Annotated in this window: 14 protein-coding genes and 1 pseudogene; 13 read left to right on the forward strand and 2 right to left on the reverse strand. The window is 53.7% G+C overall.

The window, feature by feature from the left end:
- The first annotated feature begins 235 nt into the window (after positions 1–235).
- From CpATCC19410_RS05495 to CpATCC19410_RS05555, 13 genes and pseudogenes are all read left to right on the forward strand, one after another.
- Entirely contained in the window at positions 236–916 is a 681-nt protein-coding gene (locus CpATCC19410_RS05495; RefSeq protein WP_013242393.1) for a hypothetical protein, read from the forward strand.
- A gap of 3 nt (positions 917–919) precedes the next feature.
- A complete protein-coding gene (gene hemW / locus CpATCC19410_RS05500; RefSeq protein ID WP_013242392.1) occupies positions 920–2074 on the forward strand; it encodes a radical SAM family heme chaperone HemW in 1155 nt (384 codons plus the stop codon).
- Between the two features lie 74 nt (positions 2075–2148).
- Positions 2149–3169, forward strand: a pseudogene (gene hrcA / locus CpATCC19410_RS05505) (heat-inducible transcriptional repressor HrcA).
- Positions 3170–3451: 282 nt separating this feature from the next.
- Complete coding sequence (gene dnaJ, locus CpATCC19410_RS05510; RefSeq protein WP_013242390.1) at positions 3452–4588, forward strand: molecular chaperone DnaJ; 1137 nt, start codon at positions 3452–3454, stop codon at positions 4586–4588.
- 16 nt (positions 4589–4604) lie between these two features.
- Positions 4605–5375 carry a 16S rRNA (uracil(1498)-N(3))-methyltransferase gene (locus CpATCC19410_RS05515; protein ID WP_013242389.1) on the forward strand — a complete coding sequence of 257 codons (771 nt, stop codon included), beginning with the start codon at positions 4605–4607 and terminating at the stop codon, positions 5373–5375.
- A 47-nt stretch (positions 5376–5422) separates the two neighbouring features.
- Positions 5423–6460, forward strand: a complete 1038-nt coding sequence (locus tag CpATCC19410_RS05520; protein ID WP_013242388.1) for a PhoH family protein — start codon at positions 5423–5425, stop codon at positions 6458–6460.
- Positions 6461–7051, forward strand: coding sequence for an rRNA maturation RNase YbeY (ybeY, locus tag CpATCC19410_RS05525; protein WP_014401307.1), 591 nt, complete (start codon positions 6461–6463; stop codon positions 7049–7051).
- Positions 7048–8373, forward strand: coding sequence for a hemolysin family protein (locus CpATCC19410_RS05530; RefSeq protein WP_014401306.1), 1326 nt, complete (start codon positions 7048–7050; stop codon positions 8371–8373). The genes ybeY and CpATCC19410_RS05530 overlap by 4 nt, the downstream gene beginning before the upstream one ends.
- A 60-nt stretch (positions 8374–8433) precedes the next feature.
- Positions 8434–9285, forward strand: a complete 852-nt coding sequence (pdxY, locus tag CpATCC19410_RS05535; RefSeq protein WP_014522451.1) for a pyridoxal kinase PdxY — start codon at positions 8434–8436, stop codon at positions 9283–9285.
- Positions 9286–9382: 97 nt separating this feature from the next.
- Positions 9383–10300 carry a GTPase Era gene (gene era / locus CpATCC19410_RS05540; RefSeq protein ID WP_013242384.1) on the forward strand — a complete coding sequence of 306 codons (918 nt, stop codon included), beginning with the start codon at positions 9383–9385 and terminating at the stop codon, positions 10298–10300.
- Positions 10300–11028 (forward strand): DNA repair protein RecO, encoded by a 729-nt coding sequence (recO, locus tag CpATCC19410_RS05545; protein ID WP_013242383.1) that lies wholly within the window; start codon positions 10300–10302, stop codon positions 11026–11028. Before era ends, recO begins: the two co-directional genes overlap by 1 nt.
- Positions 11029–11113: 85 nt before the next feature.
- Positions 11114–11785: an isoprenyl transferase gene (locus CpATCC19410_RS05550; protein ID WP_230455527.1), complete on the forward strand. Its 672-nt coding sequence runs from the start codon at positions 11114–11116 to the stop codon at positions 11783–11785.
- On the forward strand, positions 11782–12882 hold the full coding sequence (locus CpATCC19410_RS05555; protein ID WP_013242381.1) for a VIT1/CCC1 transporter family protein: 1101 nt from the start codon (positions 11782–11784) through the stop codon (positions 12880–12882). Before CpATCC19410_RS05550 ends, CpATCC19410_RS05555 begins: the two co-directional genes overlap by 4 nt.
- 40 nt (positions 12883–12922) lie before the next feature.
- Here the strand turns inward: CpATCC19410_RS05555 and CpATCC19410_RS05560 are convergent, their stop codons facing one another.
- Positions 12923–13348, reverse strand: coding sequence for a Fur family transcriptional regulator (locus CpATCC19410_RS05560; protein ID WP_013242380.1), 426 nt, complete (start codon positions 13346–13348; stop codon positions 12923–12925).
- A gap of 275 nt (positions 13349–13623) precedes the next feature.
- Positions 13624–14025: an ArsR/SmtB family transcription factor gene (locus CpATCC19410_RS05565; protein WP_013242379.1), complete on the reverse strand. Its 402-nt coding sequence runs from the start codon at positions 14023–14025 to the stop codon at positions 13624–13626.
- Positions 14026–14065: the final 40 nt, after the last annotated feature.

Raw genomic sequence — 14065 nt, forward strand, 5'->3', positions numbered from 1 at the left:
CCGCCTCTGAGCTGGCTAGCGTTCTCAAAACAGCAAAGTACCCGCCCAGCGAGCGGAGAAAGAAGCTTCTTTTCCCCACGGGATTTTGGTTCTGCTCGGCGGGGCGCCACCGCTTGAGACGGTTCCTGTTTTAAAGTCATCACTCGTAACGCATCGTTGCTACTGGTTCCCTTAACTATTCAGCCGCAACGATGGTCAAGGATGCCTAATGTACGTCTGGAAGGGGGTCAGCTGAATGCAAGTTTTTGATGCCACATTGCGCCACCGTGAGCTGACCCAAGAGATCTTTAATATTGGCGATGAGGTGGCAACCTACATCGAGAATCTTGCTGAGGCGATTGCGGACTGGGATGCAGAACTTGTTGAGGATTGTGTCGCCGAATTAGAAGAGATCTTTGAGGACGCACGCCGGGATTCCCGCGATGTAGTTCGGGAGCTCGTGGGACTACGCCAGGCGCTTACCTCGGGACTGGCCTCAGGAACTGTATCCGCGTCTGCCCCTACAAAAGATGCTGTTGATCGTCCGGTTGTGCTTAACGCGGAGTCTCTGAGGGAGAGATTCCCGATTCAGAATTCTCCCGTCATTGTTCGTGAGCTTTCGCAGGCACTGGAAGCCCGGACTGATTTAGTGGGCGAGTATCTTGCCCACATTGTGTCCTGGGAGCTGGCAGAGACGGAAAAAGCGGCGCGTGATTTGGATGCGCTTAATCTGCCGATGTTGTATTCGCGCACGGCTGAGGTTGTTTTTGCGGCAGCGCGGGCATGGGCTGAAGCCGTGGCAACGGAACACCCTGGGTACACGCGTACGATGCGAGGTTCATATCCACCGGCGTTTCTTAACGAGCGCGCGCGTATCGACGCCGTCGTGGCGAGGGTCATCGCTAAACGTGCGGGATCCGGCGAGTACGTTGGCTAAATCATGAGCCAGAAAAGCACACCTTTTGGGGTGTACATTCATGTTCCGTTTTGCTCTTCACGCTGTGGATACTGCGACTTTAATACGTATACGCCTGGTGAGCTAGGAAGTTCTGCTTCCCCGGAAAGTTATTTGAACGCTTTGGAAATAGAGCTGGATTTAGCGGCGCAGATTCGAGCGAGCTCGGGTGACACTAGAGAAGCCAGTACAGTTTTTGTGGGCGGTGGTACCCCGTCAATGCTCGGCGCAGCCGGCCTAGACCGTGTGCTGCTCGCCGTGCGTAGTTCCACGGGAATAGCCCCTGGCGCGGAGGTGACTACGGAGTCAAATCCGGAATCCACGAGTCCTGAGTTCTTTCATTCCTTATTGGAGTCTGGTTTTACTAGGGTCTCCCTGGGCATGCAATCGGCGTCTTCGAGCGTGCTGAAAGTACTCGAGCGCAAGCACACCCCTGGACGCGCGTTTGCTGCGGCTAAGGAAGCTCTTGCCGCAGGGTTTAATCATGTCAATCTGGACATGATCTACGGCACTCCCACAGAGACAAATGAGGATGTTCGTGAGACTCTTTCGCGCGTCGTGGACACAGGCGTGGATCATGTGAGTGCGTATTCTTTGATCGTGGAGGACGGCACGGCGATGGCGCGCAAAGTCCGCCGTGGGGAATTGCCGCCTCCTGATGAAGACACGTATGCGGATCGCTATTGGATGATTGATCAAGCCCTGCGTCAAGAAGGTTTCTCTTGGTATGAGGTCTCTAACTGGGCGCGCGAGGGAGGCGAGTGCCAACATAATATGGGGTATTGGCGCGACGGCGATTGGTGGGGCGCTGGCCCTGGTGCTCACTCTCATATCGCGCAGCGCCGCTTCCACAATATTAAGCATCCGGCTAGCTACTCTAAAGCCCTCCTAGCGGGAGAATTGCCGGTCAAGGAAGAAGAGACTTTGAGCGATGTGGAACGGCATGAGGAGAAGGTCATGCTTGGCTTGCGACTCAAAGAAGGAGTAAGCATCGCAGAGTTTTCGGCAGGCGAGCTGGACGTGATTGAGTCGCGGGTTAAGCAAGGCCTGCTGCATATGAATGCCGGTCGGGTGCGATTGACGGAGAAAAGCAGGCTCTTGGCGGATGGAATTATCGCGGACATCTTGGTTGCAGACTGAGAGCTGTAGAGCGCAACGATTAAGCTGGTTTGCGGTAATGGCGAGCAGAGACATCCATGAGGAGGGAAACCACCATGGCGGAATCTACTGAAAAACGCAGGCGTGAAGTACTTCGCGCAATAGTGGCGGACTATATCCAATCTCAGGAACCTGTGGGGTCAAAGGCTCTTTTAGAGAGACATAATTTAAACGTCAGTTCGGCGACTATCCGCAACGATATGGCGGTATTGGAGTCCGAGGGGTTTATCATGCAACAGCATGCGAGCTCTGGACGGGATCCCCACGGAGAAGGCATATCGTGCATTCGTCGATTCTCTGAGCGACATTAAACCTATGTCCGCAGCGGAGCGCCGGGCCATTTTGCTTTTCCTTGAAGGCGGTGTGGACCTTGAGGATGTTTTGCGCCGATCGGTGCAGCTGCTGAGCCAGTTGACCCGGCAAGCGTCGGTAATTCAGCTGCCTAATCTTAAAGTTTCACGCGTTAAACACTGTGAAGTTGTGTTGTTGAGCCCAGTACGGCTTTTGCTTGTGCTGATCACCGATAATGGGCGAGTAGAGCAGCGCAATGTGGAGCTAGATCAAGTATGCGAGCAGGAACATGTAATGAAGCTTCGAGACGCTCTCAACCGGGCCCTAGACGGTAAAACGCTCAGCGACGCCTCGGTATCCTTGGCCGAATTGGCAGACCCCACTAATACGGACGTCTTAGTTTCGCCAGAAATTCAACCGATGATACTGAGATGCGCGACTGTGCTTATTGAGACCCTGGTGGAACAGCCGAACGATCGTCTTATTCTCGCTGGTGCATCAAACCTCACCCGCATTGCTCGAGACTTGCCTGCGGCGTTGCCTTCCATGTTGGAAGCTCTAGAAGAGCAAGTAGTGGTGTTGAAGCTGCTCACCAACGTCCAGGGCCTCGGCCACGTGAGTGTTCTGATTGGCAAGGAGAATGAGGACGAGCAATTACGCGGCACATCGGTAGTTACCACCGGTTATGGCGCGCAGGGAGAAACCCTAGGTGGTTTAGGCGTAGTGGGCCCCACATTCATGGATTATTCTGGAACGATGTCTAAGGTCTACGCTGTGGCTCAATAGGTATCGAGGGTTCTTAGCGGGGAGTGAGCGCCTTTTACGGAGGCATCCTTGCTCCCGTGGGTCGGTTTCCTTTTTCAGTATCGTTCGCCACTAGCGAATCAGGTGCCCTAATTTTCTCTCCATGGCATGAGCATCGTTATCATTGTTGTTTCGGTCCTTTCAGTTCATATCATGGTGTTTGCGCTGTTGTTTTAGATATCCAGATGTGAATGCCAAGAAATGATTGAGCTTGGTTGGGTTTTATATTTCTCAAAAAATAGCTGAAGGAAGAATTCTTTTACTGTGGCTCGTGACTATTACGCAATCCTTGGCGTCGAACGTGACGCCACTGATAACGAGATTAAGAAGGCATACCGCAAGCTTGCCCGTAAGTACCACCCGGACGTTAACGGGTCGGACGAGGCCGCGGAGAAGTTCAGCGAGCTCTCAATCGCACAAGAAGTGCTGCTAGACCCCGACAAGCGTCGCATTGTAGATATGGGCGGAGACCCCATGGAGCAAGGCGGCGGCGCAGGCTATGGCGCCGGAGGCTTTGGCGGCGGCGGCCTAGGCGACATCTTTGAGGCATTCTTTGGCGGTGGGGGCGCCTCGCGTGGCCCTCGATCGCGCGTTCAGCCAGGAAACGATGCTCTCCTTCGCACCTCATTGACACTGGAAGAGGCATTTTCTGGAGTAAAGAAGCCCATCACCATTGATACTGCTGTTCTGTGCGATGTGTGCGAGGGAACCGGTTCGAAGACCAAGGCAAAGCCCAAGATGTGCACGCATTGTGGCGGAACTGGTGAAATCCAGCAGGTGCAGCGTTCCTTCCTGGGCAATGTGATGACTACTACACCGTGCCCGGTATGCCAAGGAACCGGTGAGGTCATTCCTGATCCTTGTGATAAATGCGCGGGCGATGGTCGCGTGAAAGCTCAGCGTGATCTGGTGGTCAATGTCCCAGCAGGCATTGCAGACGGAATGCGTATCCGTATGGCAGGTCAGGGCGAGGTAGGCCACGGGGGAGGTCCCGCAGGAGACCTTTATGTAGAGATCAACATCCGACCTCATGCTGTGTTCCACAGAGAAGGTAATGATCTACATCTAAAGGTCCACGTACCCATGGTTGATGCTGCACTGGGTGCTGAGCTGAATGTGGAATCCTTGGACGGGGAAACCATTACGTTTGCAATCCCCGCAGGTACTCAGCCTGCCGAACGCATTGTGGTGGAAGGCAAAGGCATGCCGCAACTCCGCAACACCGGCAATGGAAATATGATTGCTCACGTTGATGTGACTGTGCCGACGGCATTGGATGAGACGTCGAGAAGCCTGCTTACTCAGCTGCGCGAGCATCGTGATGAGGCAGCAAAGGTCTCGCACGCCGGGGACGGCGAAGAATCACTGTTTGACCGCATACGTAATAAGTTCCGCAGATAACTCGAGGACCCACCTGATGTCGTTGCCTACCTTTGTGTACGACCTTGATGCTGTTCTTCAAGGTCAGCACCCCCGCCTGCCCGAGGTAGGAGAGATCGCTCGCTTGGATGGGGCTGAGGGGCGTCATGCTGTGAGCGTGAAACGCATCGTGGCCGGAGAGCGCATCAAGCTTATCGACGCTCACGGCGCCTATGCTGAAGCGCTGGTAACGGAAACTTCCGGGAAAGACAGGCTCGCAGCGCGCGTTGAGATTAGTGAAACGCAAAGCCCTGTGGGCCCATCGGTTACAGTTTTCCAGGCGATTCCTAAATCAGAGCGCTCGGAACTGGCTGTTGACCTGCTTACCCAAGGCGGCGTGGACGCGATAGTTCCATGGGAAGCTCAGCGTTGTGTTGCTAAATGGTCGGGGACTAAACGCGAAAAGAGCGTGCAAAAGTGGCGGGCGGCCGCGGTTGCGGCGGCTAAACAATCACGACGCTCTGCTATACCGACGATTGGTTCTCCCATTAATACGTCGGAGTTGGCTCTGAGACTTAAAACAGAGGGCTTTGATCTGGTCTTGATGCTGCATGAGGATGCGCAGCAGGCTTTTGCAGCCCTTCCATTGCAACAGGCGAGCTCGATTGCGTTGATCATTGGCCCTGAGGGCGGCATTGGCCAGGAAGAATCCTCTGAGCTGCAAGCTGCGGGCGCGCGATTGGCCAAGTTGGGGCCTGAAGTTCTGCGGACTGCCTCGGCAGGAATCGTCGCGCTTGCGGCAATCGGTGTCCTGACTTCACGCTGGTAGAATCCAGCACAGACAGAGAACAACTAGAGATAGGTTGAATCAGTATAGTGGCTAGTGAGCAACAAACCGTGCGTGTCCGCAGAGATGCTGGCATCATCACCAAAACTGTTGAGATAGATGAGCAGCACTTACAGACGGTGCTCGGGGTCACCGACGAGAACCTAAAAGTATTAGAGAATCAACTCGATTGCTCTATCTTTGTTCGTGGCACTCAGGTCACGCTGACTGGTCCTGACCATGAGGTCGCTCGCGCAGTGAAAGTGCTCAAAGAACTGCAATCTATAGCTAGGAGAGGGCATGTGATTAGCCCAGCCTCCGTAAAACATGCCATAGGAATAGTGACTGTCGAGGCTCCCCAGTCCGTGTCTCAAGTACTTGCAAGCGACATCATCGCGCGTCGCGGAAAAGTGATTCGGGCAAAGACACTCGGCCAGAAGCATTACGTTGACGCCATAGATGACAACACTATTGTTTTTGGCCTAGGTCCAGCGGGTTCTGGAAAGACCTACCTTGCCATGGCCAAAGCTGTCCAGGCATTGCAAACCAAGCAGGTGAGTCGGATCATTCTCACACGCCCTGCGGTAGAAGCAGGGGAGAAGCTTGGTTTTCTTCCCGGTACCTTGAACGAGAAGATCGATCCTTATCTGCGCCCGCTCCATGACGCGCTCAGGGACATGGTGGATCCAGAAATTATCCCCAAACTCATGGAAGCCGGAATCGTGGAGGTCGCCCCCCTCGCCTACATGCGAGGCCGTACGCTCAATGATGCTTTTGTGATTCTCGATGAAGCCCAGAATACGACTGCAGCGCAGATGAAGATGTTCCTGACTCGTTTGGGATTTGGCTCAAAGATGGTGGTCACAGGGGACATCACCCAGGTGGACCTGCCGGGAGGACAGAAGTCCGGCTTAAGGCTGGTGCGAGACATTCTTCGGGGCGTAGAAGACGTAGATTTCTGTGAACTTACTTCAGCAGACGTGGTCAGACATCAGCTCGTGGGGCGCATTGTGGAAGCCTACGACGACTATGAAGAAAACCTGGAGCGGGCGGCGCGGGCGCGTCGGCAAGCAGAAAGCGAGAGCTAAGTGAGCATCGAAGTCGTTAATGAATCAGGTTGTGACGGGGTCAACGAGGAAGCTCTTATCGACGTAGCCACGTTTGTACTGGGAGAGATGGATGTGCACCCAGACGCAGAGGTAACTATTTCAGTCGTCGACGTCCCCACCATGAGCGACCTACACGTGCGTTGGATGGACCTTGAAGGCCCCACGGACGTGATGAGCTTTCCCATGGACGAGCTCACCCCGGGGATGGGGCGTCCCGACGCTGGTGCCCCAGGGCCCGCCTTGCTCGGAGACATCATCCTGTGCCCGGATTTTGCTATGAAGCAGGCAGAAAAAGCCGGACATGACCTGGGACATGAACTCGCTCTGCTCACTACCCATGGATGCTTGCATCTTCTTGGATATGACCACATCGAGCCTGCGGATGAACAAACAATGTTCTCACTGCAAAATGAGTTGTTATCCGATTGGTATGGATTCTGTGAAAAGCGCGGCGTGGAGTTTCAACCCAAACCCTCCAACGCTGGGGCTTTCCCAACAGCCGCAGAACGGGTGGAACTAGATAAGCAAGTGCCCGGTGGCGGAATTCCCGCTATCGGGGAGCCGCGATGACCCCTCTTATATGTGGGGCTGCGACCCTAAGCGCACTTCTTCTTTCCGGTTTCTTGGGCGCAGTAGAAGCTGCCGTCAGCTCAATTTCTGTGGCACGCGTTGAGCAGATTAACAAAGACACCGAGTCGCGTGCTTCGCGTACGTTACTGCATGTGCTGGAAAATCGTGCCGAGCACATCAACCTCTTGATTTTATTGCGTACGCTTCTCGACGTCACAGCGGCTGCCTTCGCAGCATTGCTAGCCATTGACCTCATCGAGTCAAGTGTTTGGGCGCTTACCGCAGCGATTGTCGGCGTATCGCTTATCACGTTTACTGTTATCGGAGTTTTTTCCCGGACCGTGGGGCGAAAGAATCCCTATACAGTCTCTTTATCTTCCGCGTGGTTATTAAGAGCATTATCGGCAGTCCTGGGACCAATCCCGCGGCTACTCATCAAGATCGGCAATATCATTGCTCCCGGCCCTGGCTTTCAAGATGGACCGTATTCCACTGAGGTGGAGTTGCGTGAAATGGTTGACATCGCTCAAGAACATGGAGTCGTAGAGGTCGAGGAGCGACGGATGATCCAATCCGTCTTTGATCTTGCGTCAACTACAGCCCGCTCGGTCATGGTCCCACGTACAGATATGGTGTGGATTGAGTCCGGAAAGACCGCGGGACAAGCGACGAGTCTGTGTGTGAGATCGGGTTTTTCCCGAATCCCAGTAATCGGCGATACCGTCGATGACATTATTGGGGTGGTCTTTCTTAAAGACCTCGTGCAAAGAACCTACTATTCCACCGACGGCGGGCGCAGCGTGACCGTAGACGAGGTAATGCGCCCACCGACCTTTGTTCCGGATTCTAAAAGCCTTGACACTTTGCTGCATGAGATGCAACGCGACCGTAACCACATCGCTATGCTTGTCGATGAATTTGGCGGGATCGCTGGACTTGTATCCATTGAAGACATCTTGGAAGAAATCGTCGGTGAAATCGCAGATGAATACGACGATCGAGAAATCGCTCCCATCGAACGCCTTGATAGCGAGTCTCTACCCATGTATCGCGTAGTCTCTCGTCTCTCCTTAGAAGACCTTACGGAAACCATCGAAGAGGATCTTGATAGGGAGATTGAGTTTTCTGAAGACATCCGGGACCAGGTGGACACAGTAGGCGGTCTCATAGCCTATGAGATGGGTCGCGTTCCACTCCCAGGCTCTGTAGTGAGTACTAGCGGAATACAACTGCGGGCAGAGGGGGGCCGGGACCGTCGGGGGAGGATCCAGGTAAGGTCTGTGGTCGTTTCAGTGTTACCGGAAGACTCAGCCACGGATTGATGTGCCCTTCGGGGGTACAACAAGTTTGTAATCTGTTAGGTAACGCGCATGATTAAACACATGAATATCCTCTCCATCCAGTCTCATGTCACATATGGACACGTGGGAAATTCCGCCGCAGTTTTCCCGCTACAGCGCATTGGTCACGAAGTCTGGCCGGTCCACACAGTGAATTTTTCCAATCACACTGGTTACGGCGAGTGGGGAGGAGAACTCATCCCCGCCCAGCAGGTGAAAAGCGTTATCTCTGGGGTTGCAGAACGTGGTGCTTTTCCCCACATTGATGCAATACTTTCTGGCTACCAAGGCGGATCAGACATCGCAGACGTAATTATTGACGCAGTTGCGCAGATCAAAGCCGCAAACCCTAACGCGCTTTATGCTTGTGACCCGGTGATGGGCAACGCCGCATCGGGCTGCTTTGTCTCGGAGCTCATTCCACCGCTCCTACGCGATCGTGTAGTACCTGTTGCAGACATTATTACCCCCAATCAATTTGAGCTGGAATACCTCACCGGGGTTCCTGCGCATGATCTCGAATCAACCCTGGAGGCGGTTGCCGCTGCCCGCGCTATGGGACCCAATACCGTTCTGGTCACCTCGGTGCGTAGGCCAGAGACCCCCGCCAACGCCATCGAAATGCTCGCCGTGGATGATAAAGGCGCATGGCTCGTCCAGACCCCGTTCCTGGACTTTAAGCGCAACGGCTCAGGTGACGTCACCGCCGCCCTATTCACTGGGCACTACATACGAGATCACGACGCAGCCTCGGCATTAGCCCGCACCGCATCGTCTGTCTTTGACCTCATTGAGACCACTTACCGCTCGGGCTCACGTGAGCTGCAATTGATCCAGGCTCAGGAGTCTTATGCAAACCCTCGGATGCAGTTCACTGTGGAAAAAGTCGGATAATCCGTGGGGAATTACGCATCGTAGTGTAGGAAGGCTCGCCCTATGGCTTACTATGGGGAGAGATTAACTTTGGATTTCCCCACGTAGAAGGAGACAGGTGAGTTTCACCGAGACCCCCGAAGGATTCCGTTCGGGATTCATCAGCTTTGTTGGCCGACCTAACACAGGCAAGTCGACGTTGACCAACGCTTTGGTCGGCGAGAAAATCGCGATTACGGCTAACCAGCCAGAGACCACTCGCCATCCTATTCGCGGCATCGTGCATCGTCCTGATGCTCAGATCATCGTGGTGGATACCCCAGGGTTGCACCGCCCTCGGACTCTCTTGGGCGAGCGGCTTAATGAGGTAGTCAAGGACACCTATGCGGATATGGACTTAATCGGCCTGACTATTCCGGCCGACGAGAAGATCGGTCCGGGCGATCGCTGGATCCTTGATGCCGTAAAAAAGGTTGCTCCCAAAACCCCGATTCTGGGCATTGTGACAAAAGCAGACAAAGTGTCTAGGGATCAGGTTGCGGTGCAATTGATGGCGCTTCACGAGCTGCTGGGAGGAGAGAGCGAGGTCGTTCCCGTCTCAGCCGTCACCGGAGAGCAACGGGATGTGCTTCTGGACGTTATCACTGGGCTACTACCAGAAGGGCCAAAGTTTTATCCAGATGACCATGTGACTGATGATGACACGGAGACTCGCATTGCGGAGCTTATCCGCGAGGCGGCTCTTGCAGGCCTTAAAGACGAGCTTCCGCACTCTGTTGCCGTTCAGATAGATGAGATTCTTCCCAACGACGAGCGTGAGGACGTCTTGGATGTCCACGCGGTGATCTATGTGGAACGGCCAGGGCAAAAGTCGATCATTATTGGCAAAGACGGAAGACGCCTCGGGCGCATTATCCACAACGCTCGCCCGGAAGTGATCAAGATTCTGGGGCAGAACGTGTTCCTGGACCTTCGTATCAAGGTCTTGAAGAATTGGCAGCAAGATCCTAAGCAGTTGGGACGACTAGGCTTCTAGTGCGTCGAGACAGCTACCGAGAGCGGGCCTTGGTGGTTCGTACATACGATTTTGGGGAGGCCGACCGCATCGTTGTTCTCCTCACTCGGGGGCGAGGCATTGTCCGCGCCGTAGCCAAAGGCGTACGGCGGGCAAAAAGTCGTTTCGGCTCGCGCTTGCAACCCTTTGTGGAGCTGGATGTTCAGCTCTACGTAGGAAGAACACTCGACTCCATTACTGCGGCGGATACCGTGGCGTACTTTGGCTCGCAGCTTATCGACGACCCCACTCGCTACGCTGCAGCGTGCGTTGTCCTGGAATCTGTGGAAAAGATGTCTATCGGGGCAGAACCCCAGCTTTTTGATCTCGCAGTGGAGGCATTACAAGGCTTACAAACCACAGCACAACCACTGTACGATGTGGATGCTTTCTTGCTTCAGGCCATGAACTGCGCAGGGTGGGCGCCTAGTCTTTTCGACTGCGCCCAGTGCGGCGCTTCCGGTCCGCACCATGCTTTCCATCCCGTCGCCGGGGGTGCAGTGTGCGTGCACTGCCGACCTCCAGGGGCAGTGGACGTTGATCCTGAGACGCTGCATATGATGTGGCTGATGGCTGGGGGATTCAGGGAAGCAGCTCTCTCCGTGGGGAATCGGGAGAGATTTCTCCAGGCACATGGGATTGTGCGTTCCTATCTTTATTTTCATCTTGAGCGGGGGTTAGCAAGCCTCAATGTTTTGGATCAGGTGTGAGGATGGCAGAATATAGGCCGTGAATCAGCTACCTGCGCCGCCAAATATTCCTGCGGAATTTCTTCCCCGCCATATTGCCCTTGTCATGGATGGAAATGGACGGTGGGCTACTCAGCGAGGTTTGAAGCGAACTGAGGGGCACAAGCGAGGTGAGGCCGTCTTGCTAGACATGGTAGAGGCCTGCCTAGCTATGAAAATCCCCTATTTATCGGCGTATGCATTCTCTACAGAGAATTGGCGGCGTTCCACAGATGAAGTCCGTTTTCTTATGGGATTTAACCGAGACGTGCTGCAGCGACAAAAAGAACGATTGCACGAGCTTGGGGTGAGGGTCCGATGGGCGGGGCGTCGTCCGCGCCTGTGGCGTAGTGTGATCAAAGAGCTGGAATCAGCAGAAGAGCTGACCAAGAACAATACAAATATGACGCTCGTGATGTGCGTCAACTATGGTGGCCGCGCAGAAATCGTGGACGCAGCTAGGGAAATAGCGCGGCTAGCTGCGCAGGGAGAACTGCGTCCGCAAGATATTACGGAAGCATCGTTTTCACAGTTCCTCGATGAACCTGATATGCCCGATGTGGATCTTTTCTTACGACCTTCCGGAGAAAAACGTACTTCTAATTTTCTGCTCTGGCAGTCAGCCTATGCTGAGATGATTTATCAGAATAAATTATTCCCGGATTACACCGCACGTGATCTGTATTGTGCGGTGGAGGAATATGCGCGCAGGGATCGCCGATTTGGAGGAACCAAGTGACAATCGACTCCACGCAGCCTACGGCTAAACAGCTGAGAAAATGGCGTCAATATTTGGCCAATGAGCGTGCAGAAGCCGCTGTGTACCGGGAATTGGCTAAAAGAAAAGACGGTGAAGAGCGAGAAATTCTTCTTTCTGTCGCCGACGCTGAGGCTCGCCATGAGCAGCATTGGCGTGATCTGTTGGGCGATAACGTTGGTATGCCGCAGCGCCCAGATCGCTCGACGCGAACTTTGGCCTTTCTCGCGGAGCATTTTGGCTCGGTATTTGCGCTTGCGCTGATGCAATCTGCGGAGCAACGGAGTCCATACACTGATGATGAGGATGCCACGGCGCAGATGAAAGCCGATGAGGCTATCCATGCTGAGATCGTGCGTGGGTTAGCGGCACGTGGCCGGGAGCAGATGAGCGGAAATTTCCGTGCTGCAATTTTTGGTGCCAACGACGGACTTGTTTCTAATCTGGCGCTTGTTCTTGGTGTGATGACTTCCGGGGTGAGCTCACACATCGTGTTGCTTACTGGAATATCTGGCTTATTATCTGGTGCTTTGTCTATGGGAGCCGGCGAATATATCTCAGTTAAGAGCCAAAACGAGCTTCTCGACGCTTCCGCGCCGCACCCTGGTACAAAAACCGTCATCCCGCAGCTTGACGTGGACGCCAATGAGCTAGCTCTGGTTTATAGAGCGCGAGGCATGAACCATGAAGAAGCAGAAAATAAGGCTGCTGAAGTATTCAGGGTGTTAGAAGCCCAGGGAAACACTGGAATCGTGCCAGAAAAGTATTTTGGCGAGCTGCATGATTCGAAGGATCTCTCCAACAACGGTGCCTGGTCTGCCGCAGTATCTAGTTTTCTGTGTTTTGGTGCAGGGGCATTGGTTCCGATTATTCCGTTTTTCTTCGGATTATCCAGCGCTGTGGCCGGCATAATTGCTTTGGTCCTCGTGGGGGTTGCATTGATGGCAACCGGTGGCGTCACAGGGATCCTGTCTGGAAAACCACCGTTGAAGCGGGCTTTGAGACAACCAGCGGTTGGCTTTATCGCAGCAGCTGTTACTTATGTTTTAGGTAAGCTTTTCGGGGTGGCTTTAGGATAAAACGATATGAGGGGCGGCAAGCTTGCCGCCCCTCATGAGGTTATGCGCTGAGTTTACATTGCTGGCAGAGTCCGTAGATTTCTGCGTCATGTCCGGTGAGCTCAAACCCATGAGTAGCCGCGACTTCTTTGGCCCATTTCTCCACGGGGCCTCCGTCGATTTCCACTGTTTTGCCGCAGTGGGAGCATACCAAGTGATGGTGATGATCATTGCTGAGGCAGTGGCGGTATAGGGTCTCGCCATTGGACATGTGTAGAACGTCCACAGCTTCAATATCTGTAAGCGACTGGAGTGTGCGATAAACCGTGGTGAGACCAACTTTGAGGTCTCGCTTTGTAAGCTCTTGGTGGATAGCTTTAGCTGAAGCAAAGTAGTCAAGGTCTTTGAGGACGCTGACAACGGCAGTCCGCTGGCGAGTACTACGTACTCCCAGCTTGGGCACATTTCGGTCGATAGTGCGATTCATGTCTTGTCTTCCTTCCTCGGAAAGAGCCGAGAGCAAAAAGCGGGATTCTTGAGTTATTCACCCGCGAGTGGTGTGGCAGTTTGGGAGGACAGCCAAGGTAAATATAAGGATTAGAAATGCCTGTTGGCTGCACTAGCGTTGTCAATAAGCTGTGAATTTTTCCTCCTAATGACAATATAGACCATACGGACGATCTTTCCTATTTGCCTCACTAATGAAAAAGTCCAGTCTAAAGCCCTTAAAGGGACCCTAGACTGGACCTAAGTGTCGGTTCGCTACACCGACCGCTTCTCAATGGCTATTTTTTCAAAGAGCCTAAGCGTTTTTTCCACAATCAGCATGGCTTCTGGCTGAAGCAAGCGATAGATGATCTGACGACCACGACGCTCGCTAGTAATCAACCCTGATTTCTTCAACACCCGTAAGTGCTGACTAATCAAGGGCTGACTGCACTTAAGTGCATCCACAAGTTCGAATACAAAGTGATCACGCTCCGCCAAGAGTCCAAGAATCTGGAGACGAAGCGGTGAATCAAATGCCCCAAATAGCGATGCCACTCCCACGTAATCGAGGGACGGATCAAACGGTTGATCTATGGCAATAATGCGAGGGGTCTGCGCGTTGATCTGATCCGACGATGAAGCCACGTAAGTGGAAAGGCGCGGGCTACTGTCCATTTCCGCCTAACCTTCCTAATGTTCCAATTCTGATTTTTCG

Source organism: Corynebacterium pseudotuberculosis (assembly GCF_002155265.1).
Classification (GTDB): Bacteria; Actinomycetota; Actinomycetes; order Mycobacteriales; family Mycobacteriaceae; genus Corynebacterium; species Corynebacterium pseudotuberculosis.